The sequence below is a fragment of the Desulfolithobacter sp. genome (assembly GCF_054025815.1).
On sequence record NZ_JBPMMS010000015.1, the window covers coordinates 57,786 to 80,990 of the forward strand.

Genomic DNA, 23,205 nt, shown 5'->3' on the forward strand with positions numbered 1-23,205 from the left:
GATACTATGCCTGCTTGCCTTCTTTACACTCCCGTTGGACCATATCGGTAAAGGCCTCTACAGTCATGGGCGGAAGATTTTCTCCATTTCTCTTGCGCACCGTCACCATGCCCTCGTTCATTTCCCTGTCGCCTATAATCAGCATGTAGGGAACCTTCATGAGCTGGGCTTCGCGGATCTTGTAGTTGAGTTTTTCGTTGCGCAGATCTTTTTCTACCCGTACCCCGCCTTCGCGGAGCCGGGCATGGATTTCATCACAGTAGCCGGCCTGGGCGTCGGTGATATTAAGGATCCGGGCCTGCTCGGGTGCCATCCACAGGGGAAAGGCCCCGGCATAATGCTCGATCAGCACACCGATAAACCGTTCCAGCGAACCCATGAGGGCCCGGTGGATCATGATGGGCTGGTGTTCCCTGTTGTCTTCGCCGGTATAAGTCATCTCGAACCGTTCGGGCAGGTTGAAGTCCACCTGGATGGTGGAACACTGCCAGGAACGGCCCAGCTGATCCTTGATCTTGATGTCGATTTTGGGGCCATAGAAGACTCCTTCACCAGGATCGATGGTGTACTCCAGCCCCTTTTTTTCCATAGCCGACTTCAAGGCCTCGGTGGATAGCTCCCAATGTTCGTCGCTGCCCACGTATTTATCCGGCCTGGTGGAGAGGTATACGTCGTAGTCGGCAAATCCGAAGGTTTTCAGAATATGGAGATTGAGATCAATGATGTTGAATATTTCGTCTTCCAACTGATCGGGGCGGCAGAAGATATGGGCATCGTCCTGGGTAAAGCCGCGTACCCGCAGGAGGCCGTGCAGTGCCCCGGTCCGTTCATAGCGGTAGACCGTTCCCAGCTCGCACCAGCGGATGGGGAATTCCCGGTAGCTGTGTTTCTGGCTTTTGTAGATGCCGATATGGAACGGGCAGTTCATGGGCTTGAGCTGGTACTTGACCTCGTCAATCTCCATGCCCGAGTACATGTTCTCGCCGTAGAAGTCCAGATGACCGGAGGTCTTCCACAGATCCTGGCGGGCAATGTGCGGCGTATAGAGCAGTTCATACCCGTGCCGGTAATGCTCTTCTTTCCAGTAATCTTCGATGAGCCGACGGAGCATGGCCCCCCTGGGCTGCCAGAGAATAAGCCCCGGGCCGATCTGGTCGGAGATGGTGAACAGGCCAAGCTCCCTGCCAAGACGCCGGTGGTCTCGTTTCCTGGCCTCTTCGAGCCGGTCGAGATATTTTTTCAGCTCCTTTTTATCAAAAAAGGCAGTGCCGTACAGTCGCTGGAGCATGGGGCGTTTTTCGTCGCCCCGCCAGTAGGAACCGGCAACCCGGAGGAGCTTGAAGGACTTGAGCCAGGAGGTGTCGGGCAGATGCGGCCCTCTGCAGAGATCGACAAAATTACCCAGCTGGTAGAGGCTGACCGTATCCTCTTCCATTTCTTCAAGGAGCTCTACCTTGTACACCTCGCCCTGTTGCCGGAAGTATTCGATGGCCTCGTCACGGGGCATCTCTTTTCTGGTGAAAGACTGCCGGGCGGAGACGATTTCCGCCATCTTTTTTTCAATGGCTTCGAATTCATCCGGGGTAAAGGACTGTGGCCGGTCAAAATCGTAATAAAAGCCATCTTCGATGGCTGGGCCGATGGCTACCTTAACCTCCCCGCCAGAGAGTTCCCTGACCGCATGGGCCATTACATGGGCCGCTGAATGGCGCAAGATCTCAAGGCCGAGATCCGAGCGCACGGAAATCGGCTCCAGGACCGAATCGGTTTCCAATCGTGAGTTGAGATCCACTGGCCGTCCGTCGATCAGAGCTGCCAGGGCTTGCTTGCGCTGCTTGTTGGAAACAAGCTTTTTCAGCGCTTCCGCCACCGGGGTGCCTTTGGCAAACTGTGCGGACTTGCCGTCAGGTATGGAAACTGTGATCTCGCTCATCTCTTCTTCAGGCCGTATCCTCAAGTTCTTTTGCCCGGGATCGTCCGCCCGTCATGCAGGTGGAATCCTCCTGGTGACCGCTGTCAAAAAGTAAAGGCTAATGAGCAGGCACTATTGCGACGTAATGCCTTGCTCTTAGCCTTTGATATTCTGGTAGGCGCGGGCGGGATTGAACCGCCGACTTCTACCGCGTCAAGGTAGCGCTCTCCCACTGAGCTACGCGCCTGCTGGGTCCTGTTTTGTACTCTTGAATTCGTAAGAGTAAATCATGTATTGAAAAAACGCAACTCAAATACCAGTAAACACTCACCGTGTCAAGAGGAAAAGCTGCTTCCCGTCGGTGAAACAACTTCTTTTATTGACGATATCGGTAGGCGTATCGGTATGAGCTCCGACCCTGGTAGAGGAAATAGACAAAATATCCATTGACCTTGCCTATCAGGTCCAGGGTTTCCCTGTAGTTAGGTGGTTTATTGTTTTTAATCGAGTTTTCTCCAGCGTTCCAGGCCGAGACCACCAGGTCGAGTCTTCCCCCGTAGGTCGCATTGTATTTGGATATCATATAGCAGGCAAGCAGGATATTCAGGGCCGGGTCATGGAGATCATTCGGCTCGAGGTTGCGCAGGGTGGTGGCCGATACATGGCGCAAAGGGATTTTTTTTGCCAGAAGTTCGCGGGCCGCCTGTTTTCCGGTGGCATACATGATCTGGGTAAGCCCTCTGGCACCTTTTTTCGAGACAGCCCTGGGATCGGCGTTGGATTCTGCCAGGATCAGAGCCCGCATGAAATCGGCGTTGACCTTGTGGCGGGGTTTGAAGTAGGCAATGTTGGCGTAATGGGTGATCAGACGGTCATACTGCCTGAGCTTTTTCATCTGGGTTGGGCTGGCCTTGATCTTCTTGTACTTGCGGATGTAATGGTCCAGTGAACCCTCCGCAGGGCAGGGCAGCGCCAGGAAAAGCAGGAGGCTGGCTAAAACAAGGAACCCGGATCGGGCCTGCGGGGAAGGGAGCGCAGTTATGCTGCCAGGGAACGCCATAAATTATTTCGGGTAGAGAGGGTTAAAAAGGAGCACATTACCTGGTAAAGATACCAGACATCCCGTACTCCCGCCAGTTCTCTTATGGAGTGCATGGCCAATTGGGCCACGCCCACGTCCACCGTGGCCACCCCCAGAGCTGCCGATGTCAGCGGACCGATGGTGGAGCCGCAGGCCATGTCGCTGCGCATGACGAATTCCTGCACCGGTACGTCGGTCATGCCGCACAGGGCCCGGAAGAAAGCTGCGCTGGCCGCGTCGGTGGCGTATCGCTGGGCAGCGTTGCTTTTGAGCACCAGGCCTTTGTTGATCCGGGGCAGGTGATGTGGATCGTGTTTGTCGGCAAAGTTGGGGTGTACGCCGTGGGCATTGTCCGACGAGATAAAAAAAGAGCGTTTCAGGGCCGCCTGGCGTTGGCCCGGTTCCGGTATGATCCGCTCCAGAATGGAGGAGAAAAATGAGCCTTGGGCCCCGGCCCTGGTCATGGAACCTACTTCTTCATGATCATGGAGTATAACCATGGTGTTGCATTCCGGCACCGTGTCCGCCAGGGCCCGGACAGCGCTGTGGCACGAGAGGAGGTTGTCCAGCCTGGCAGAGGCGATGAACTCCTCCTCCAGGCCGATTTTTGCCGGCGGTTGGCGATCCGCGAGGAAAAGGTCGAAATCAAGTACAGTGGCAGGTTTGAGGCCGGGATGCTGTCTGGTCAGTTGCGCGGTCAGGATGTCGCGGAGCGGGGTCTGCCTCTCTTGCTCCAGCATGAGGACCGGGACCAGGTCGTTTTGCCGGTTGATGGTTTTGTTCTTGTTGGCCTCCCGGTCCAGGTGGATGGCCAGGCTGGGTATAGTGGCCACCGCGCTCGAAAAATTGACCAGGCTGGTATGGAGGAACCCATCGCTGTCCTGCCAGACCACCCGTCCGGCAAGGGACAGGTCCCGGTCAAACCAGGTGGCCAGGAGCGGCCCGCCATAGACTTCCACTCCCGTCCGGACGAAGCCGTGGCCGGTATGCAGGGCCGCGGGCTTGAGCTTCAATCCTGGGCTGTCGGTGTGGCATCCGACCATGCGAAAGCCCGTCCCGGCCGGGTTCTCTCCGGTCAGGACCAAGGCCAGCAGGCTGGAATGGTTGCGTCGGATGAAGTAGCTTCCCGGTTTGAGATCGGTCCAGGGATCGCTTTCGACAAGCTCCTTGAAGTCGGCCTTCTGGAGCATGGCCGCCAGGTTGGCCGTGGCATGGAAACTGGTTGGAGAGACGGCCAGAAAAGAAAGCAGGGAGTCGACATGTTGATTTTGAGTCATAATCTTTTGTGATGAGTGTCCGGTTTCAGGCGATTACCGATATCTGCCTTCCGGTCATGGTTGGGCTGGCAACCGGGCTGGATTCTTTGCTGTCCATGGGCTCCTCGGCCGGTTCCGTGATTTCCCCGGTCTGCGATTCACCACTCTCCTGCTGCTCGGAACGCAGTTCGCGCAGGGCCTCGCTTTCTTTCCTGCCTGCCGTGGCGGCAATGTTTCTGTCCGCCGGAGAGGGGTTGGCCGGTGCCATGGCGGCCCTCCGGACAGTTCGCATCTTCTGGATGGTTTGTTCCGGGGTCGATTCCCTGCTTATATCAATGGGAACTTCACCGCCGACAGCGTAGCGCCGACCATCGGGACCGGTCTGATAGGAAAAGGATGCTCCGCCACGGGCATACCCCCCGGCATTGGCCAGGTGGGCCTGTTCGTGGGAACGGACTTCCCTGTCCCGCTGTTTGAGCTGCATAAGGGCCTGCTGTTCTTCGGCGGTAAGTTTTCTCCCGCTGTCAGCCGTTTTTTCAGGAGTTTGCCTGTTGGTCCCGATATTCCCTGATTCTCGGCTGTTTCCCGGTTCATCTGTTCTGTTGAACCCGCTGTTTTTACTGTTGGCCAATGCCTGTTTCCGGCCCTCGTCAGAGATGGTTACCCTGTCGCTGAACCCTTGGGTTGGCTGATTCGTGCCGGCATCAGCGGGCGCAGCAGGAATGATAACCCTGCGCACCGGTTCGGAGCGCAGGCTGGACCCCGCATGGGCGGAGATGTCCGCGGCCTGCAGAGCGCCCCGGAGGGAATATGTCATCAAAGAGGAACCCATGCTTTCATGTGATTACCAGGAACTGAGGTTCGGTGGTGATAAAAAATTATCGTTCAAACATTGTGGCTATGTCGCCGAGGATCGATCCCTCACCCTTGCTCTGGCCACCTGTCTGGGGTGCGGCCCTCCAGATGCGACCAGCAAGCCGGGAGAAGGGTAGAGACTGGAGCCAGACATGGCCTGGACCACGCAGGTTGGCAAAGAAAAATCCCTCGCCGCCGAAAATGGCCGATTTGACATCACCGACAAATTCAATGTCATACTGGATCGTCTCGGTCAGACCCACCAGGCAACCGGTATCGACCCGGAGAATCTCGCCCGGTTCCAGTTGTTTTTCGACAATGGTTCCACCGGCATGAAGAAAAACCTGGCCGTCTCCTTCGAGTTTCTGCATGATGAAGCCCTCGCCGCCAAACAGGGCCACACCGATTTTTTTCTGAAAGGCTACACCGATGGATACTCCTTTGGCCGCACAGAGAAAAGCATCTTTCTGGCAGATGAGCCGCTGGTTATATTTTTTCAGGTCCAGGGGGATGATCTTTCCCGGATAGGGCGAGGCAAAGGCCACCCGGCCTTTGCCTGTACCTTCAAAGGTGAATACGGTGATAAACAGGCTTTCTCCGGTGATCAGCCGTTTGCCTGCCCCCAGCATACGGTCGAAAAAACCGCCGCGCTGGGACTCGTCCGAACCATCTCCAAAAACCGTTTTCATGACGATCCGGTCCGACATGTACATCATCGCCCCGGCCTCGGAGACGGCGCTTTCGCCAGGATCGAGTTCGATCTCGACAAACTGCATCTCGTGGCCGAAGATTTTGAAGTCGATCTCGTGGGCCCGCTGCCCGGAGACCGGCGGGGGCGCCGGTGCAGTTTTCCGGTCTGAAATGCGAAGTTCTTCCACATCGCCAGCGGGCAGCCAGTCTGAAAAACCGTCCCTCCAGACCAGAGTGGCGTCAGTGTACTTGCCCCTGGCAAGGGATTTACGTATCTGGTCCAGGGAAAAGGGACCGGTGGTTGTGCCATTGACCGCAACGTACCAGCGTGCCATCGTATGTTCCTCTTGTGCCGATGATGAGTGTTTTCTGCTATCCAGTGGACCTGACTGAATAAAGAGGGCTGTTATCCCTTTATTCTACTATGGTATACAAAAAATCATCATGAATGAAGAAAAAATAGTACTCAATAACATGAAAGGCAAGCGGGCTGCGCGGATTTGTGTCCTTGAGCCCTATTACGGCGGTTCCCACCGGGCTTTTCTGCAGGGACTTTTTCAGCATGTGGCCATGGATTTCACCCTCGTTTCCCTCCCGGCCAGGAAATGGAAGATGCGTATGCAGCTGGCTGCCCCGTGGATGGCCCGGCAGGTGAAGGATATGTATGCGAGGGGGGTCCGGTTCGACGGGCTTCTGGTCTCTACCTTTCTGGACCTTTCCGTGCTCCAGGCCCTGCTTGGGCGCGAAGGTATCCATTTGCCGGCCGCACTGTATTTTCATGAAAACCAGTTTGTCTATCCCGGCCAGGTAGAGGATCCGCAGCGGTTCCAGTTCACAGCCATCAATTTCACCTCGGCCCTGGCTGCCGATACCCTGGCGTTCAACTCCAGCTATAACCGTGATACCTTCATCGAAGGTGTCAGGTTTTTTCTCAAAAAGGCAACCGATATCAGGGTGGTGGACCTTGCGGATCAGATTTTGGCTAAAAGCAGGGTACTGGCACCGGGAATCGATTTTCGGCCCATGGACAGGGCAGAAGAACCGAAACATCGGGCAGATCTGCCGGTTGTTGTCTGGAATCATCGCTGGGAGCACGACAAGGACCCGGAGTTTTTCTTCCACGCGCTGAAACGGGTGGCCGCCGGAGGTGTTGATTTCAGGATCCTCGTTCTGGGCGAGTGTTTCAGGAACCGCCCAGCCATCTTTTCCCGGGTGGAGAAGATGTTTCAGCACCAGCTTCTGCATTTCGGATACGCTCCGGACAGGGAGACCTATGCTGCTCTCCTTGGCCGTGGCGATATTGTCGTTTCCACGGCCCGGCATGAGTTTTTCGGTATCGCAGTTCTCGAAGCTGTCCGGGCGGGCTGCTGGCCCCTGGTGCCGGACCGGCTGGCCTACGTGGAAAATTTTCCGGACAGGTACCGCTACAGGGACGCTTCCTTTGTCACCAGGCTGCGCGAGCTGATCCGGACCAGGCCGGCCATGAGCCGGAAAGAGCGACTTGACCTGACCGAGCGTTTTTCCTGGGCCAGGCTGGGCCCGCGCTTCCATGACTGGCTCCTGAACATGCTGTCAAAACCGGCGTGAGAACGGTTCTCCTTCCGGCCTCTCAACCACTGCTGGACAGGGCGGTCCTTCTGGGCTACATTTGCCGTTATGCGCAGAATTCGCTTGACCATACATCCTCTTCTTTTTCCTGTCCTTTTTTTCGGCTTCACCATTCTTGGCGGAGCCGTGCTGCTGCATTCGGGCTGCAGTCGAGGCGCATCACCGATCTCCTGGATAGATGCGCTTTTTACCGCTACCTCGGCCACCTGTGTCACCGGTCTTGCAGTGGTGGATACCGGTACCGTCTACAGCCGGTTCGGCCAGACCGTGATCCTCGTCCTTATCCAGGTGGGCGGGCTGGGGATCATGACCTTGACCTCTCTGGCCATGTATCTCCTGCGCCAGCGGGTCTCCCTTACCGACCGCATCGCCGTGGGACAGAATCTGCTCCATGATCCCTCCTTCCGTCTGGGGCGATTTCTGATCAGTATCGTCTTGCTCGCCCTGGGCATTGAGGCAATGGGCGCCGTGTTGCTGCCTTTGGCTTCTGGTGGCGGTATCGACAGCTATTCAGCAGTGTTTCACGCGATTTCAGCCTTCTGTAACGCAGGTTTTTCCCTGTATCCCGACAGTCTGACACGCTGGCACAGCAGCTTGCCGGTCAACCTGGTCTTTATTGCGCTGATCGTGCTGGGTGGTACAGGGTTTTCCGTACTTGTGGAAATCGGCCGATGGCTGGGGAGACGGATCAGGCAGGTGGTTACCCATAGCCGCAGGCCTGTTCGCCTGACCTGGTATGCCCGGGTAGTACTGCAAACCACGCTTTTTCTCATTGTTTCCGGCTGGCTGCTGCTCTACCTGGCCGATTACGCCCTTTATGAGCGCAGCCTGCCCATGGGGACAGCGCTCCTGGAGAGCCTCTTTCAATCAGTGACCAGCAGGACCGCCGGTTTTAATACCGTTGCCATCGAGCACATGACCAATGTCTCTTTGCTGGTTATGATCTTTCTCATGCTGATCGGCGCGGCTCCGGGTTCGTGCGGCGGCGGTATCAAGGTGACCACGTTCAGGGTGATTGTCGCCTTTTTCGTGGCTCAGGTCCGCGGCAGAGAGCAGGTGGTGATCGGTAATGTCGGGGCCAGCCGGGAAACATTGAACCGGGCCTTGGTCTTGATCCTGTTTTCGGTTTCCATCATCTGTGTGGCTGTGCTTTTGCTTAGTGTCACCGAGGGCGGCGAAGTGCCCCATGTCCAGTCCCGCGGGCAGCTGCTGGAGATCGTCTTTGAGGTGGTCTCAGCCTTTGCAACCACCGGGCTGTCCACCGGGTTGACACCCTGCCTGTCGTTCCCTGGCAAATGTATTGTCATCGCGCTTATGTTTATCGGCAGGCTGGGGCCTCTGCTTTTTATCGGGGTCCTGCAGAACATTCAGCGGCGGGAAAGTTATTTTCGTCCGGAGGGAGACCTGTTGATCGGTTAACCGCTATTGCCAGCCTTGCCGGTCCCCGCCTCAGCAGCAGATCGAACTCGGGACCGGCACGCTCTGGTCTGTGCCGGGACGACGGTCTGTCAGGCAAGAAAAGTGAATCTGCATCCGGAGCTGACCAGGCAGGCCGGGTCGGTGGTGCGGGGGAGTGGTGAGGGTGTGATGAAAAAGGAAATCGCAGTCATAGGGCTTGGCAAGTTCGGCTTTTATTTTGCCAAAACTCTGGTCGAACTGGGGCACAAGGTTGTGGGGATCGACAACCAGTCAGCCAGGGTGCAGAAGGCCCGCGATGTGCTATCCCAGGTCTACCGGACCGATGCCACCAACAAAGATGCTCTGGAACAGCTTGGTCTCCGGGAGATGACCCATGTGCTGGTCAGTGTGGGCGATTCCATTGCCGCTTCCACGATGATCTCCATGTACCTGAAAGAGCTCGGGGTTTTGGAGGTCTGGGTCAAGGCGGTGAATCCTGATCACCAGCGACTGCTCTACAAGGTCGGGGTGGATACGGTGATCATTCCGGAACAGCTGGCTGCCGTGCATCTGGCCTCCAAGGTTGCCATCCCGGGATTTATACAGTACGCCAGTTTTGACACTGAAATGTCGTTTCAGGAGCTCCAGATTGACCGTTGGGCCGGCAAGACCTTAAAGGACCTGGACCTGACCAACCGGTATGGGGTTCAGGTGATCGCCACCCGGAGGGAGGACGAACCCCATTTTCAGTTTCTTCCCCGGGCCGACTACAAACTGAAAAAGGGCGACCGGTTGATCGTCATTCGCAAAACTGCGGACAGTCGGGAGATACGCTCATAGGTGATCGAGCAGGCTCTGTCGGTTGTTTTTTCAAGCCGGGAATACTGGTTGGTAGGGGCAACTGGTGGGAATCAAAGATAAAATTTATTTTTCAAGCAATGATCATGCAGAAGACCAACAAGGTACAAGGGCTGGTGGTGGCCGGGATGAGCGGTGGCTCGGGAAAATCCGTGGTTTCGGTGGGCCTGGTCGCAGCCCTGCGGGAAGCCGGAAAGATCGTGGTACCCTTCAAGAAGGGGCCTGATTACATCGATGCCGGCTGGCTGACAACGGCAGCCGGAAGGCCGTGTTATAATCTGGATCCCTTTCTCATGGATCAGGAAGTCATAACCCACTCCTACCGGATTCATGGCGTCGGCGCCGAGTACGCCATTGTCGAGGGCAATCGGGGGCTGTATGACGGAGTCAATGCCGAGGGCGGCTTCTCTACCGCAGAGCTCGCTCTGCACCTGCAGCTGCCGGTACTGCTGGTGGTAAACTGCTCAAAGACAACCAGGACCGTGGCTGCCCAGGTTCTCGGCTGCCGGGAACTTGACAGGAGGGTCTGTTTTGCCGGAGTGATCCTCAACCAGATTGCCACTGCCCGCCACGAACGGATTATTCGTGAATCCATGGAACGATATACAGATGTTCCGGTTCTTGGCATTATTCCGCGAATGAAACGTGATATTTTTCCCATGCGCCATCTGGGGGTGACCCCTCACCAGGAATATGGCACCGCTGATGAGGCAGTGGCTCAACTTGCCAGGATTGCCCGGCAGCATTTTGACCTGGAGGCCATTACTTCTTCGATGCGGGAAACCGTGGCGCCTCCGGTTATCAAAGACCCGGAGGTGAGCTCAGGGGAAGGGGTGACTATCGGCATCCTCAGGGACGCGGCCTTCCAGTTCTATTACGAGGAAAATCTGGAGGCCCTGCGCCGGGCCGGGGCCAGGCTGGTGATGATCAATGCTCTGGAGGCCGGGAAACTGCCCGGTAACCTGGACGGCCTTTACATCGGGGGAGGATTCCCGGAAACCAGTGCCCGGCGGCTGGCCGATAATTTCTCGTTTCGCGAATCGGTGCGGACCATGGCCGAAAAGGGTCTGCCGATGTATGCCGAATGCGGCGGGCTCATCTTTCTTGGCCGCTCCATTATACTTGATGGCCGGGAATATCCCCTTGCCGGCGTCTTCCCGGTCACCTTCGGTCTTTCGGAAAAACCTCAGGCCCATGGTTACTCCATTTTTACCGTAGAACGGGAAAATCCTTTCTATCCGGTTGGAACCAGGGTCAAGGGACATGAATTCCGCTACTCCACCATCATGGAGTGGGACGGAACTGCTGCGGATCTGGCCCTGCGCATCGACCGGGGAACCGGATTCATGGACAAACGCGACGGACTGATCAAGAACAACGTCATGGCCCTCTACACCCATGTCCTGGCGCCCGGTACCCCGCTTTGGGCTGAAGGCCTTGTGCGTCGGGCACTACACTATAAACACTCAGTCGCTCGCTGATATTTTGGCCAACACTTTTTTGCCCTTGTCTGTGTTTGCTGCTATAATGTGCAGAAATGTCGTTCTCCGGACTACCTGTTATCTGAAGGGGCAGGGCGAAGGGCAGGCAGGTATCTTGTTGCGCAGGTGGACGCAGGGGCCCGGATTTTTTCGGGCACGTGTCTGGCACGGAAGAAAGGACAGTTTTTTCGAGGCACACAGTCAGGTGGGACATTTCAGGTATGAACAATTCGGTTGATACCAGGAGCAGGAGGATGCTTAAGGACAATGATGTCGCTGATGCGGAGAGTCGCATGAAAAGTGAGTTCATTGCGAATATGAACCACGAAATCCGCACACCCATGAATGCCATCCTCGGGTATGCGGAGATGCTGGCTGCTGCCGATCTTCCGGAGAGGGAACAGCGGTATGTCTCGGCCATTCTCAAAAACGGTGCCACCCTGGTGTCCATGCTCAACGATATCATCATGCTTTCCAGGATCGATTCCGGCAGCCTGGAGATAACCAGAACCCCTACACAGCTGGGTATCCTTCTGGAGGAGATAAAAGATTTTTTCCTGGAGAAAATACGGGAAAAAAATATAAAGCTCTCCTGTCACATCCTCGACAACCTGCCGTCGGTCTTTCTCCTCGATGGTGTTCATCTCAAGCATGTCCTGCTGAACCTGATCAGTAATGCCATCGCTTTCACCCCTGAAGGAAAGGTGGAGATCCTGGTGGAAGGAATGCCGGCAAAGAATTCAGACCAGGGATGGGATATCCTTATGTCGGTATCGGACAGTGGAGTCGGTATATCTCCAGACGAGCAGCGGCGCATCCTGGAGCTGTTCGAGCCCCACAGGTCAGGAACCTCTCACGCGTATGCCGGGGCCGGTTTCGGCCTGATGCTCAGCGGTCGGTTGGCGGCGCTTATGGGAGGGCGGATAAGCCTGGTCAGCAGCCCCGGGCAGGGCAGTATCTTTACGCTCAGGCTCTCCGGTGTCGAGCCGGTTGTGGATTATGTTCATGAATGCTCGTCTGTTCATGGTGAGGGGGCGAATAGGCCAGTGGCACCGAACCGGAAATTGCTGGTTGTGGACGACATGCCTACCATTACTGATATCATCCAAGACGTCTACGTGGATTTGCCGGTGGAGGTACTGGTTGCCAATTCTGCCGATCAGGGTCTGCAACTGGCCAGGCAGCAGCACCCCGGCCTGATCCTGCTCGATCTCGACCTGGCCGGGATTGATGGCCGCGACATCGCCAGGCAGTTGCGTGATGATCCCGAAACAGCGGATATCCCCATTGTTCTCATGTCCGGTGTTTGCCTGGAAAAGGAGGAGTATCAGGATCTGTTTGCCGGCCAGTTGACCAAGCCGTTCAGGATCGACGGTCTGCAGAAGCTTGTTGCTTCCTATTTAGATACGACAGCTCCGCCTGCAGAGCCGTCCGGCACCGGGCCCGGGGAAGTTCCCGGTCAGTCCGAACAGGCCGCGGTGATGCGTGGCTGGGACAGGGAACTCGATGAAGTATTTAAAAAGCTGCTGGCAAGCGGTAATCTGCGCAGCGCCGAACAGCTTGGCCGGATGATGCAGCAAAGGGATCCGGGGGGTAACGGCGGGACCGGCGCTTTGTCCTCCCTGGGCCAGAAGTTGATCGAGTATGCCCGCGAACCCGATATTATTGCCGTGGATCAGATGATTATGAAACTGAAACAGTACTTATCCCAGTGGAAACAGTAACCAGCCGGCGTCCGCTTATATTCATTGTGGACGATGTGCCGGAAAACATTCAGATCGCCCTGTCGCACCTCAAGGACCTGGAATGCGACTTTGCCTATGCCACCAGCGGAGAACAGGCCCTTGAACGGATCAGGGCCAGTCATCCGGACTTGATCCTCATGGATGTGATGATGCCGGGAATGAGCGGGTTCGAAACCGCCCAGGCCCTGCTCCGCCGTAGTGAAACCGCCTCCATTCCGGTCATTTTCCTTACCGCCCGGGCCGAGCCCGATGACGTCGCCCGGGGGTTCGAGCTTGGAGGCGTGGATTATATAACCAAGCCGTTTAACGGGGTCGAGCTGCGCTCCCGGGTCCGGAACCATCTTGAGCTCCATCTGTACCGAACCGGGCTGGAACAGGAGGTCGAGGTTCGAACCAGGGAAACAGTGCTTCTCAAGGATGTCATTATCGAGGCCATGGGTGAGCTTGCCGAGTATCGCGATCCGGAAACAGGGAGCCATATTCACCGAACCCGGGAGTATGTCAGGTTGATGGCCCAGGCCTTGCGTCGGCAAGGTCTTTTTGAGGATCAACTGACACCGGACTATATCGAACTGTTATACAAATCAGCTCCCCTGCATGATATCGGCAAGGTGGCCATCCGGGACTCCATCCTTCTCAAGCCTGGCAGGCTGACGGAAGAGGAGTTTGAAGCCATGAAACAGCACGCGATATTTGGCGAGGAGGTGATCGCCAATCTGGAGCAGAAAGCCGGGCAGCCGACCTCGTTTCTCAAGTGCGCCAAGGAGATTGCCGGCAGTCACCATGAACGGTGGGATGGCTGCGGGTATCCCCGGGGGCTTAAGGGAAGGGATATCCCTCTTGCAGGCAGGATCATGGCCATTGCCGATGTCTATGACGCACTGATTTCCAAACGGGTCTACAAGGACTCCATGACCCACGACGATGCCCTGGAGATCATGAAACAGGGTAGAGGTCAACACTTCGACCCCTGCATGATCGATATTTTTCTTGAAATAGAGACAGAGTTCCACCACGTTGCCCGAAAATATCAAGATTGAACTCCAAAGCCATTGTTCTCAGGTCCAGGCTCCTGCCCTGACAACGGTCGGAGTTGGGTTTTCCCGGGAACCGGTACAGGTTCCAGACTATTCTTTTTGGTGCTGATCTATCATGCGTAGCAAATCTTTGTGTACTCTTTTTTCTGCCGTTGTTCTCTTTTTGTTTTTGGTTCCGGCCCATGTTTTCGCAGGGCCGGTGGTGCTCTTTGATCAGAGCCATGGCCAACGGTTTTTTATTGAAAAGAATCGGCCGCTGGATCTTTCCGGTCTGGCTGTGCTGTTTGTCGACCAGGGAGCGAGCGTCAGGGTTTCAAGGGATCCATTGACCGGCAGGAACCTGCAGGATGTGGATGTCCTGGTCATTGCCGGCGCCTTTGCTCCGGTCCGCAAACCGGAGGTTGAAGCCATCGCTGAGTTTCTGGAAAGAGGTGGCAGGCTGGCCGTGATGGTCCATATCGGCAGACCTTTTCATGGTCTTCTTGAGCGGCTTGGCGTTGGTATTTCCGTTGCACCTGTTTATGAACAGCAGCACGTACTGTCCGGAAACCACCGTGATTTCACGGTTCGGGAATTTGCGAGCCATCCTCTGACCCGTGGACTCAAGGGGTTTAATATTTACGGTGGCTGGGCTCTGCTCAACAAGGAGAAAAATACAGAGGTTGTGGCCCACACCAGCAGCCAGGCCTGGATCGATATGGATAAAAACGGGAGGGTCAGCGGCCATGACGCCATCCAGTCCTTTCCGGTCATCGTTGCCGGTCGTCTGGGCCGTGGCAGTTTTGTGGTCTTCGCCGATGATGCAATCTTTCAGAATGGTTTTCTCCGTGGCGGTAACCTGGATCTGGCCAGAAATCTGGCTTTGTGGTTCTGCCCGAGAAAAGTGGCGATCTGAGCGGGACAACGCCGGCAAGGGGTATCTGAAGGTTCACCAGAAAAAGAAAAGGGACTTAACCAACTGGTTAAGTCCCTGATTTTCTTGGTGACCCCAAGGGGAATCGAACCCCTGTTTTCGGCGTGAGAGGCCGACGTCCTAGACCGCTAGACGATGGGGCCTTATGGTGGCTGAGTTTGTAAAATATCTGGCTTGCTTTGTCAAGACGCTTTGTTGTCTTTTTTCGTTTCCTGGTCCCTGCTGGATTGAATTTGCCGGCCAAACGATACTGCCTGGTCGAGCAGGTCCGGTTTAGTCCGGGCACTTTCCCGGTGTTCCAGGCCGCGGGCGAGCAGTTCTCCGCCATAGCCAAGATCCATGGCGTCGAAGCCGTAGCGGGCTGTGAGAATGGCGCCATCGAACAGCCGGTCACCGCGGGAGGCGGCTGTGGAGACAAGGTAGCCCTGTGCATTCGGGTTGTTGCGGCGCTTGTTGAAGATATATTTCCTGCTCCACAGTGCCTGGCACCGATCGATAAAGAGTTTTGCCTGGGCGGTGAGGCCATAGAAATAGATGGGGGAACCGATCACGATCCGGTCGGTGACCATGATCCTGGGGTAGAGGGAGGACATGGTGTCATTGAGGATGCATGTCCCTTTTTTTTCGCAGTTGCCGCAACCGTGACAGGGATGGATGTCCAGTTCTGGTAACCGGATCAACTCCCATGTTCCTCCGGCTTCTTCGATGCCCTTGCCCACATGGCGCAGGAGGGTTTCGGTGTTGCCGTTTCGGCGTGGACTGCCGAGAAAGAGCAGGGCGGGGGGATTTGGGTCAGTCATTGTCCTGTTTGTTGCTCCTGGTTTTCGGGGAGTCGGCCGAACAGAGCCGTTTTTTCACGCATCCAGAGGGCCAGCTCCATGGTCATGAAACGGGGAGCACAGCGCCAGCGCCAGTTGTCTCCGGATGTGCCCGGCGTATTCATGCGACAGTCGTTGCCAAAACCGAGTGCGTCCTGCATGGGAATCAGGGCCAGGGAGGCTGGAGAACCAAGGGCCAGGTGGATCAGGTCCTGGTGGAAGGTGGAGGCATCGGTATCGGTTTTGTTGGCAAACCGTTTTGCCTGGAGTTTTGCCTCGGGTGGAACCGATGGACTCAGAAACCATCCCACGGCGGTGTCGTTGTCGTGGGTGCCGGTGTAAACCACGCTGTTGGTTGGATGGTTATAAGGCAGGTAGCTGTTTTGCGGGTTGCCGTCAAAGGCAAAGAGAAGGATCTTCATGCCCGGAAAGCCCAGGGTGTCGCGCAGCTTCTCCACTGCCGGCGTGATGAGGCCCAGGTCTTCGGCGATAACCGGCAGGGGTCCGAGACGTTTTTCCATCTCACGGAAAAAAGAGAGGCCAGGGCCTTTTTTCCAGTTGCCGTGGATGGCGGTTTTTTCCCGGGCCGGAACAGACCAGTAGGATTCAAAGCCGCGGAAGTGATCGATGCGGATGATGTCCACCAGGGAAAAGATGGTTTCAAGCCTCCTGCTCCACCAGTCGTACAGAGCGTCCCGCACCTCTTTTTTTCTGCTGTTCCAGCGATAGAGCGGATTGCCCCAGAGTTGTCCGGTACGGCTGAAATAGTCTGGCGGGACTCCGGCGACGTGGGCGGGGAGACTGGTCTTTGGGTCCAGGTCAAAGATTTCCTGGTGGGCCCAGACATCCACACTGTCCTGGGCCACGTAGATGGGCAGGTCACCGATGAGGCGGATGTTTTTTTTCTCTGCCCGGAGTCGCAGTTCTTGCCATTGGCGAAAGAAGATATATTGTTCAAAACGGAAGTAATCCATGCTATGATGAAGTTCCGCTTGAATGGACTGCAGCGCAGCGGGATCGCGCTCTCTGAGCGGAGTCGGCCACTGCCACCAGGGCAGCTGGTTGTGTCGCTCCTTCAGGGCCAAAAACAGGGCGTGGTCCTTGAGCCAGGGATAGCGCTTGCTTATCTTGTCGAGTTCGTCCCGGCGGCCCTGCTTCTGGAATGTGGTCCACGCTTCCTGGAGGATCTGGTTCTTCCAGGGAATAGCGCTGTCAAAGGAGACGAAATATTCAGAACATGAGGGGCATCTGGAAAGTTGGGTGTTTGTCAGGAGGCCCTCTTTGGCAAGGAGTTCCGGACTGATAAAGAGCGGGTTGCCTCCAAAGGCCGAAGAGCTCATGTAGGGAGAATTGCCGAAAACAGGGTTGGTTGGTCCCAGCGGCAGGATCTGCCAGAAGGACTGGCCGGCCGCTGAGAGAAAATCGAGAAAGCTCCACGCTCCGGGACCGAGATCGCCGATACCGCAGGGCGAGGGCAGGGAGGATATGTGGAGCAGTATTCCTGAGCTGCGGTTTTTGAGAAAAGGTATCAAGTGCTTAACCTGCCTCCTTGTTCAGTGTAGAGAGCGAAGTTGTGTATCTTCATGGATATTATCTCTATTTTTACCAGATTCACTATGGATTAGGAAATCTTTATTTGCTTTTCCGGGCGTTTTGTATTAGATTGAATTAGTTTATGGGTATATTGGCGCGCAGAGCGCTTTTTTGCGTTTGTATTGGTGCGTAACATATAACAAGTGTGGGGGTTGAAGGCAGGTGCTTGCAAGTATCAAGGATGACCTTCTCGAGGCTGGTAAAAGCGAAGGCTGTATAACATTCCAGCACCTCAATGAGCTTCTTCCCGAGGATATCAAGGATCCCGGGGCCATTGAGGAAATCTTTGACTTTCTGGGCGAACACAATATCGAGATCGTTACCCAGGAAAAATCCGGTAAGAAAAAGACCCTGTCCGGCGAAGATTGGACAGGAAAAAAAGACCATGATGCTGAGGCGTTGGTTGACGCCGAGAGTCTTCCTGACAGTGAAGATCATGACAGCGAGGAGACGACGACCACTTATCTTCGCGAAATGGGACAGTTTGATCTGCTGACACCCGAAGAGGAGGCCAAGTACTCCAAGACCATACGCGAAGGGTTCAGCTCTATAATCAATGCCATTCGTGAGGATAGTTCCGGAACCCAGGAAATCAAGATGCTGGTGGAGCGCATCGACCTGTGGCAGCGGCGGGATCCCTCGCTCAAACCCAAGAAGCAGCAGCTCAACTACATGCGTCACTGCGTCAAACTGGCGGTGAAAAAGTACCCGGAAAAGCGGGAGCTGCTCGAGCTGCATGCCAAACTCGAGGCCTATAACCGTTCCATCGAGATCGCCAAGGACGCCATGATCCGCGCCAACCTGCGCCTGGTGGTTTCCATTGCCAAACGTTACATGCATCAGGGACTGACCCTGGCGGACCTGATCCAGGAAGGCAACCTGGGCCTGATGCGGGCCGTGTTCCGCTTTGACTACAAGAAAGGCAACAAGTTCTCCACCTATGCCTCCTGGTGGATCCGGCAGGCCATCACCCGGGCTATCCTTGACAAGACCAGGACCATCCGGCTGCCGGTGCATTTTCTCGAGCTTCGCAGCCAGTTCTTCAAGGCCTTTTACTCGCTTCTGAAGGAGCTGGGCCGCGAGCCCACGCCGCAGGAAATCTCCAAGATGACGGATCTGCCCATGGACAAGATCCTCGCCATCCTGGAGGCCTCGCGCGAACCGATCTCACTTGAGACCCCGGTGGGGGACGATGACTCCACCCTGGGCGATTTCCTGGAAAACCAGGAGTCCGAATCACCCTATGATGCGGTTCAGAACAGGGAACTGGCCAACCGGGTAACCGAGGTGCTGTCCACCCTGACCGAGCGGGAAGAAAAGATCATCCGGCTGCGCTTTGGTATCGGTGAAAAGGCCGAGTACACCCTTGAGGAAATCGGCAAACGATTCAATGTCTCCAGGGAGCGGATCCGCCAGATCGAGAAAAAAGCGCTCAACCGGCTGCGTCATTCCAGCCGCCGGGAGAAACTGCGCTACTTCCTTGACTGAGGAAAAAAAGGATTGGAGCGCCTGTCACGGGATTGTCGTGGCAGGCGCTTTTTTTTTGTCTTGACAGTACGGTTTTTATTACTGTGATTATGGCTGGTCTGGCAAACCCCGGGTCAGTCATGCAGGTCAGGTATCTATCTCATGGACTCTTTTATTGAACAGGCCGGACTTGGCGACATCCTCGCCAGGGTCCGCAACGAAGAACGGCTCTCTCTGGAGGACGGACGGCGGCTGTACGAGTGCCCGGATATCCTGGCACTCGGGTATCTTGCCAATATTGTTCGCGAACGCAAGAACGGTAACCGTGCCTACTTTATCTACAATCAGCACATCAATTATTCCAACGTCTGCACCAATCTCTGTAAGTTCTGCGCATTCGGCAAGGAAAAGGGCCATGATCAGGCCTACGAGATGAGCCTTGCGGATGTGAAGGAAAAGGTTCGGGAGCGGCTGGAGGAACCGATCACCGAGATTCACATGGTGGGCGGTATTCATCCTGACCTGCCGTATTCCTATTATCTTGATCTGCTGCGAGGTATCAAGGAGATCCGGCCGGACGTGCATATTCAGGCTTTTACCTGCGTGGAGATCCATCACCTGGCCGAGCTGGCCGGCAAGTCGGTGGGCGATACCCTGGAGGAACTGAAGGAGGCAGGGCTGGGCTCCATTCCCGGCGGCGGGGCCGAGGTCTTCTCCCCGCGGATCCGGGAGCTTACCTGTGAAAAAAAGCTCTCCGGAGAGGGATGGCTCGAGGTTACCAAAACCGCACACCGGCACGGACTTAACACCAACGCCACCATGCTGTACGGACACATCGAGACCATTGACGAGCGGCTCGAACACCTGGATGCCCTGCGCCGGACCCAGGATGAGACCGGTGGGTTCCTGGCCTTTATCCCGCTCTCCTTTCATCCTAAGAACACCGAGTTGTCCCAGCTTTCCCGGACCACCGGAGTGGATGATCTCAAAAACATCGCTGTCGCCAGGCTGATGCTCGACAATTTTCCCCATATCAAGGCCTACTGGGTCATGATCGGTCCTAAACTGGCCCAGGTGGCCCTGTCGTTCGGGGCTGATGACATGGACGGCACGGTCAAGGAAGAGATCATCACCCACATGGCCGGAGCCGAGACCGAACAGGCACTGGGCCATCGCACCCTGATCAGGCTGATCCGGGAGGCGGGTCGGGAACCTGTGGAGCGCGACACCCTCTACAATATTCTCCAGACATTCTAAGGGTCATGAACGAGTTGATGCAGCGGGTCGTGGAAGGCGGCCGGATCGATGGAAGGGAGTTTCTTGCGCTGGCCCGGGAGGCGAGTCTCCACGAGCTTGGTTTCATGGCTAATGCCATCAGAAAGCGGCTCCACCCGGAACCGGTTGTCACCTATGTGATCGACCGGAATATCAACTACACAGATATCTGCATCTCGGCCTGCAAGTTCTGTGCGTTTTTCAAGGCGCCCGAGGATGGAACCGGCTCCCTGCTGAGTTTTGAGGAGCTTGCGCAGAAGATCAGCGAGACATTGGCACTGGGCGGGACCCAGATCCTCCTCCAGGGCGGGCTCCATCCGGACAAGCCGCTGGAGTATTACGAGGAGATGCTCCGGTTCATGAAGAAGACCGGTATCCATGTCCACGGTTTCTCGCCGCCAGAGATCTGCCATTTTGCTGAGTTGTCCGGCCTCTCCACACGGGAGGTGCTTGAGCGGCTCATGGCCGCCGGTCTGGATTCCATGCCTGGTGGCGGGGCGGAGATCCTTTCCGACCGGGTGCGCCAGATTCTGGCTCCCCGGAAATGTTCCGCCGATCGCTGGATTCAGGTCATGGAAGAGGCCCACAGTCTGGGAATGCGGACCACGGCCACCATGATGTTTGGCCATGTGGAGACCGTGGAAGAGCGGCTGGAACACCTCCAGCGTCTGCGTGATCTCCAGGACAGGACCGGTGGATTCACGGCCTTTATTCCCTGGCCGTTCCAGCCAGACAACACCCCGCTGGCCCAGGCTATGGAGCTTGAGAAAACCAGTGGATTCAACTACCTCAGGATGCTGGCGCTCAGCCGTATATTTCTGGACAATTTCGACAATATCCAGTCCTCCTGGGTGACCCAGGGACCCAAGATAGCCCAGCTGTCGCTTTTCTTTGGTGCCAACGATTTTGGCTCCACCATGATCGAGGAAAACGTGGTTGCAGCCGCCGGGGTGCACTTTCGGCTCTCGGAACAGGAGATCCAGCGGCTGGTCCGTGATGCCGGGTTCGAGCCCAGGCAGCGGCGGATGGATTATACACTTGCCTGAAACAGCGAACTTCTGCGCTCTGTATCCAGGGGCCAGGCTGTTTTTTGTTTTTTGTTCTTTGTGTTTTCCGGTCCTGAATATGGTTCAGCTTCCCCTGCCTGACTGATGCTTTCTCCGTCTGTCATTCACCGTGCCTCCTGGCTGGTTCCTGTCAGTCGTCCTGTTATCAGGGATGGCGGGCTGGTGGTGCACAATGGTATTATCCTTGATCTCGGTTCCTTTGAGGTTGTGCAGGCCCGTTTTCCCGGAGCAGAGGTCCGGACCCACCCCGATACCATTCTCCTTCCCGGCCTGGTCAACGCCCATATCCACCTGGAACTCTCCCATCTTGCTTTTCTTGCCCGAAGGCAGCAGCGATCCGCAACCTTTACCGGCTGGATCGAAGAGATGCTCCTTGAGCGAGAGCGTCTCGGCCCTGAGGGATCACAGGTTACGGACGAGGCCCGGAAGGTCCTGGCCCGCCAGCACCGGGATGGAGTGATTGCTCTTGCCGATATCGGCAACACTGATACCTGTTTGGAGATCCAGGCCGGGTTTCCCGGGGTCGTCCAGTCTTATCTCGAGCTGCTTGGTCTGAGCCGGGCGGCGGCCGAGCGCAGCATGGCCGTGCTGGCCGGGCAGGATGACAGCCGCATGTGCACGGCCCATGCTCCCTATTCCACTCACCGGCAGTTGATCGTGGCCCTGAAAGAGCGGGCCCGGCGCCTTGGTCATCGGTTTCCCATCCATGTGGCTGAACCAGCGGTTGAAGAGGACCTGGTTTGTCACGGGCGCGGGGAGATCGCTGATTTTCTACGTCGGCGCGGCTTCTGGGACGGTTCTTTCCTGCCTGCGGGGATTGACAATGCAGGATCTGTGCAGTACTTAGATCGACTTGGTGTCCTGGATCCCGATACCTTGTGCGTCCACTGTGTGCATGTCCGGAAAGAGGAGATCCAGATCATGGCCCGCCAACAGGTCAAGATCTGTCTCTGCCCCGGTTCCAACCGTTTTCTCGGGGTGGGAAGGGCACCGGTGGCGGACTTTCTTGCCGCTGGGCTGCTGCCGGCACTGGGAACGGACAGCCTGGCCTCCAATCCCGAGGTGTCGCTCTGGCGGGAGATGAATATTCTGCTCCAGGACCATCCGGCCATATCCAGCAGGACCATTGTCGCCATGGCCACCCTGGGAGGTGCCAGGGCGCTGGGCCTGGCACAGGATTATGGAACCCTGGAACCGGGCCGCAGGGCTGCAGTGCTTGCCATTGAGGCCCGGGAAGTGCATGATGGTGACCAGGTCTACCCGTTTCTGACCAATGGTCGGCAAAAACAGATAACCTGGATATGACCGATGGCCCGTATCGGCATGGTGAACTACATAAACACCGCACCCATTTACGAGGTGTGGAAGGAAGAGGTGGCCCGGAGCGACTGGGTCGTAACCGAGGCGCCTCCATCCACTCTCAACCGTCTGCTTGCCGCCGGTGAGCTGGACCTTGGTTTTGTGTCGTCCTTTGAGTATGCGGCCCGGCCATCCCGATACCGGATCCTGGCCGATCTCTCCATCAGTGCCACCGGGCCGGTGGGGTCGGTCTTTCTGTTTTCCACCGTGCCGCCAGGGGCGCTGGACGGGCAGCTGGTGCTGCTCACCGGCCAGTCGGATACCTCGGTCTCCCTGGTCAAGATCATTCTTGAAGAGTTTATCGGTGTGCGGCCCGAATATATGGTGGGGGAGGTCTATGGCCCGCACCGGGACGATGCCGGGGTTCACGGGGTGCTGGCCATCGGTGACGAGGCCCTGCGGCTGCGGCTGGAAAACAGTTATCCGTACCAGACCGACCTGGCCGAGTTCTGGAACAACCAGACCGGGCTGCCCTTTGTCTTTGCCGTCTGCGCCATCCGGGAGTCGTTCCTGCAGCAGTCCGAGCAGACCGCCCGGGAGATTCATCACAGTTTTCTTGCCTGTCGCGACCGTGGCCTTGCCCGGTTGCCCGAGATCTGCGATCGGGTAGCCCGGCGGATTCCCATGGATTGCGAGGCCTGTTCGCGGTATCTTCGGGCTATGGAATATGATCTTGATGAGAGCAAACAGGAGGCGCTCAAACGCTTCTTTTCCCTGCTGATCGCCCGGGGAGAGGCGGATCCCCAAGCCCTGCCCCTGAAAATTTTTTCATGAGCGCAAATTGTAAAGTTT

Annotated in this window: 19 protein-coding genes and 2 tRNA genes; 12 read left to right on the forward strand and 9 right to left on the reverse strand. The window is 56.5% G+C overall.

The window, feature by feature from the left end; translation table 11 throughout:
* Positions 1 to 4: 4 nt before the first annotated feature.
* From thrS to ACXJJY_RS04455, 6 genes are all read right to left on the reverse strand, one after another.
* Positions 5 to 1,933 carry a threonine--tRNA ligase gene (thrS, locus tag ACXJJY_RS04430; protein ID WP_456385499.1) on the reverse strand — a complete coding sequence of 643 codons (1,929 nt, stop codon included), beginning with the start codon at positions 1,931 to 1,933 and terminating at the stop codon, positions 5 to 7.
* Positions 1,934 to 2,084: 151 nt separating this feature from the next.
* Positions 2,085 to 2,159: transfer RNA gene (locus ACXJJY_RS04435), tRNA-Val, on the reverse strand.
* Positions 2,160 to 2,288: 129 nt separating this feature from the next.
* Positions 2,289 to 2,972 carry a lytic transglycosylase domain-containing protein gene (locus tag ACXJJY_RS04440; protein ID WP_456385500.1) on the reverse strand — a complete coding sequence of 228 codons (684 nt, stop codon included), beginning with the start codon at positions 2,970 to 2,972 and terminating at the stop codon, positions 2,289 to 2,291.
* Positions 2,951 to 4,270: a M18 family aminopeptidase gene (locus ACXJJY_RS04445; protein WP_456385501.1), complete on the reverse strand. Its 1,320-nt coding sequence runs from the start codon at positions 4,268 to 4,270 to the stop codon at positions 2,951 to 2,953. Before ACXJJY_RS04445 ends, ACXJJY_RS04440 begins: the two co-directional genes overlap by 22 nt.
* Before the next feature lie 25 nt (positions 4,271 to 4,295).
* On the reverse strand, positions 4,296 to 5,066 hold the full coding sequence (locus tag ACXJJY_RS04450; protein WP_456385502.1) for a putative metalloprotease CJM1_0395 family protein: 771 nt from the start codon (positions 5,064 to 5,066) through the stop codon (positions 4,296 to 4,298).
* 61 nt (positions 5,067 to 5,127) lie between these two features.
* Positions 5,128 to 6,129: a TIGR00266 family protein gene (locus ACXJJY_RS04455; RefSeq protein ID WP_456385503.1), complete on the reverse strand. Its 1,002-nt coding sequence runs from the start codon at positions 6,127 to 6,129 to the stop codon at positions 5,128 to 5,130.
* Positions 6,130 to 6,238: 109 nt separating this feature from the next.
* Between ACXJJY_RS04455 and ACXJJY_RS04460 the strand changes: the two genes are divergently transcribed.
* The 7 genes from ACXJJY_RS04460 (at position 6,239) to ACXJJY_RS04490 (ending at position 14,816) form a co-directional block, all read left to right on the forward strand.
* Positions 6,239 to 7,381: a tRNA-queuosine alpha-mannosyltransferase domain-containing protein gene (locus ACXJJY_RS04460; protein WP_456385504.1), complete on the forward strand. Its 1,143-nt coding sequence runs from the start codon at positions 6,239 to 6,241 to the stop codon at positions 7,379 to 7,381.
* A gap of 84 nt (positions 7,382 to 7,465) precedes the next feature.
* On the forward strand, positions 7,466 to 8,821 hold the full coding sequence (locus ACXJJY_RS04465; protein WP_456385505.1) for a TrkH family potassium uptake protein: 1,356 nt from the start codon (positions 7,466 to 7,468) through the stop codon (positions 8,819 to 8,821).
* 102 nt (positions 8,822 to 8,923) lie between these two features.
* Positions 8,924 to 9,640 carry a potassium channel family protein gene (locus tag ACXJJY_RS04470; protein WP_456385506.1) on the forward strand — a complete coding sequence of 239 codons (717 nt, stop codon included), beginning with the start codon at positions 8,924 to 8,926 and terminating at the stop codon, positions 9,638 to 9,640.
* Positions 9,641 to 9,744: 104 nt separating this feature from the next.
* On the forward strand, positions 9,745 to 11,139 hold the full coding sequence (locus tag ACXJJY_RS04475) for a cobyrinic acid a,c-diamide synthase CobB (protein ID WP_456385507.1): 1,395 nt from the start codon (positions 9,745 to 9,747) through the stop codon (positions 11,137 to 11,139).
* A gap of 254 nt (positions 11,140 to 11,393) precedes the next feature.
* On the forward strand, positions 11,394 to 12,863 hold the full coding sequence (locus tag ACXJJY_RS04480) for an ATP-binding protein (RefSeq protein WP_456385508.1): 1,470 nt from the start codon (positions 11,394 to 11,396) through the stop codon (positions 12,861 to 12,863).
* Positions 12,851 to 13,924 carry a response regulator gene (locus ACXJJY_RS04485; protein ID WP_456385509.1) on the forward strand — a complete coding sequence of 358 codons (1,074 nt, stop codon included), beginning with the start codon at positions 12,851 to 12,853 and terminating at the stop codon, positions 13,922 to 13,924. Before ACXJJY_RS04480 ends, ACXJJY_RS04485 begins: the two co-directional genes overlap by 13 nt.
* A gap of 199 nt (positions 13,925 to 14,123) precedes the next feature.
* Positions 14,124 to 14,816, forward strand: a complete 693-nt coding sequence (locus tag ACXJJY_RS04490; RefSeq protein ID WP_456385510.1) for a DUF4350 domain-containing protein — start codon at positions 14,124 to 14,126, stop codon at positions 14,814 to 14,816.
* 85 nt (positions 14,817 to 14,901) lie between these two features.
* On the opposite strand, the gene ACXJJY_RS04495 is transcribed toward ACXJJY_RS04490, so the two are convergent.
* From ACXJJY_RS04495 to malQ, 3 genes are all read right to left on the reverse strand, one after another.
* Positions 14,902 to 14,977 (reverse strand) — tRNA-Glu (locus ACXJJY_RS04495).
* A 39-nt stretch (positions 14,978 to 15,016) separates the two neighbouring features.
* Positions 15,017 to 15,634, reverse strand: a complete 618-nt coding sequence (locus tag ACXJJY_RS04500; RefSeq protein ID WP_456385511.1) for a flavodoxin family protein — start codon at positions 15,632 to 15,634, stop codon at positions 15,017 to 15,019.
* The gene (gene malQ / locus ACXJJY_RS04505) at positions 15,631 to 17,184 is read right to left on the reverse strand and encodes a 4-alpha-glucanotransferase (protein WP_456385512.1); all 1,554 of its coding nucleotides are present in this window, start codon (positions 17,182 to 17,184) and stop codon (positions 15,631 to 15,633) included. Before malQ ends, ACXJJY_RS04500 begins: the two co-directional genes overlap by 4 nt.
* 223 nt (positions 17,185 to 17,407) lie before the next feature.
* Between malQ and ACXJJY_RS04510 the strand changes: the two genes are divergently transcribed.
* The 5 genes from ACXJJY_RS04510 to ACXJJY_RS04530 all read left to right on the forward strand — a co-directional run bounded on the left by ACXJJY_RS04510 (position 17,408) and on the right by ACXJJY_RS04530 (position 23,187).
* Positions 17,408 to 18,733 carry a sigma-70 family RNA polymerase sigma factor gene (locus tag ACXJJY_RS04510; RefSeq protein ID WP_456385513.1) on the forward strand — a complete coding sequence of 442 codons (1,326 nt, stop codon included), beginning with the start codon at positions 17,408 to 17,410 and terminating at the stop codon, positions 18,731 to 18,733.
* A gap of 141 nt (positions 18,734 to 18,874) precedes the next feature.
* A complete protein-coding gene (gene mqnE / locus ACXJJY_RS04515; protein WP_456385514.1) occupies positions 18,875 to 19,969 on the forward strand; it encodes an aminofutalosine synthase MqnE in 1,095 nt (364 codons plus the stop codon).
* A gap of 5 nt (positions 19,970 to 19,974) precedes the next feature.
* Positions 19,975 to 21,033 (forward strand): cyclic dehypoxanthinyl futalosine synthase, encoded by a 1,059-nt coding sequence (mqnC, locus tag ACXJJY_RS04520; protein ID WP_456385515.1) that lies wholly within the window; start codon positions 19,975 to 19,977, stop codon positions 21,031 to 21,033.
* A 105-nt stretch (positions 21,034 to 21,138) separates the two neighbouring features.
* Positions 21,139 to 22,359 (forward strand): amidohydrolase family protein, encoded by a 1,221-nt coding sequence (locus tag ACXJJY_RS04525; protein ID WP_456385516.1) that lies wholly within the window; start codon positions 21,139 to 21,141, stop codon positions 22,357 to 22,359.
* Positions 22,360 to 22,362: 3 nt separating this feature from the next.
* Positions 22,363 to 23,187, forward strand: coding sequence for a menaquinone biosynthetic enzyme MqnA/MqnD family protein (locus tag ACXJJY_RS04530; protein ID WP_456385517.1), 825 nt, complete (start codon positions 22,363 to 22,365; stop codon positions 23,185 to 23,187).
* Positions 23,188 to 23,205: the final 18 nt, after the last annotated feature.

Excerpts from the sequence above, each read along its gene's own strand:
- thrS (WP_456385499.1), bottom strand. The coding sequence starts at position 1,933 with ATGAGCGAGATCACAGTTTCCATACCTGACGGCAAGTCCGCACAGTTT.
- ACXJJY_RS04440 (WP_456385500.1), bottom strand. The coding sequence starts at position 2,972 with ATGGCGTTCCCTGGCAGCATAACTGCGCTCCCTTCCCCGCAGGCCCGA.
- ACXJJY_RS04445 (WP_456385501.1), bottom strand. The coding sequence starts at position 4,270 with ATGACTCAAAATCAACATGTCGACTCCCTGCTTTCTTTTCTGGCCGTC.
- ACXJJY_RS04450 (WP_456385502.1), bottom strand. The coding sequence starts at position 5,066 with ATGACATATTCCCTCCGGGGCGCTCTGCAGGCCGCGGACATCTCCGCC.
- ACXJJY_RS04455 (WP_456385503.1), bottom strand. The coding sequence starts at position 6,129 with ATGGCACGCTGGTACGTTGCGGTCAATGGCACAACCACCGGTCCCTTT.
- ACXJJY_RS04460 (WP_456385504.1), top strand. The coding sequence starts at position 6,239 with ATGAATGAAGAAAAAATAGTACTCAATAACATGAAAGGCAAGCGGGCT.
- ACXJJY_RS04475 (WP_456385507.1), top strand. The coding sequence starts at position 9,745 with ATGCAGAAGACCAACAAGGTACAAGGGCTGGTGGTGGCCGGGATGAGC.
- ACXJJY_RS04480 (WP_456385508.1), top strand. The coding sequence starts at position 11,394 with ATGCTTAAGGACAATGATGTCGCTGATGCGGAGAGTCGCATGAAAAGT.
- ACXJJY_RS04500 (WP_456385511.1), bottom strand. The coding sequence starts at position 15,634 with ATGACTGACCCAAATCCCCCCGCCCTGCTCTTTCTCGGCAGTCCACGC.
- mqnE (WP_456385514.1), top strand. The coding sequence starts at position 18,875 with ATGGACTCTTTTATTGAACAGGCCGGACTTGGCGACATCCTCGCCAGG.
- mqnC (WP_456385515.1), top strand. The coding sequence starts at position 19,975 with ATGAACGAGTTGATGCAGCGGGTCGTGGAAGGCGGCCGGATCGATGGA.
- ACXJJY_RS04525 (WP_456385516.1), top strand. The coding sequence starts at position 21,139 with ATGCTTTCTCCGTCTGTCATTCACCGTGCCTCCTGGCTGGTTCCTGTC.
- ACXJJY_RS04530 (WP_456385517.1), top strand. The coding sequence starts at position 22,363 with ATGGCCCGTATCGGCATGGTGAACTACATAAACACCGCACCCATTTAC.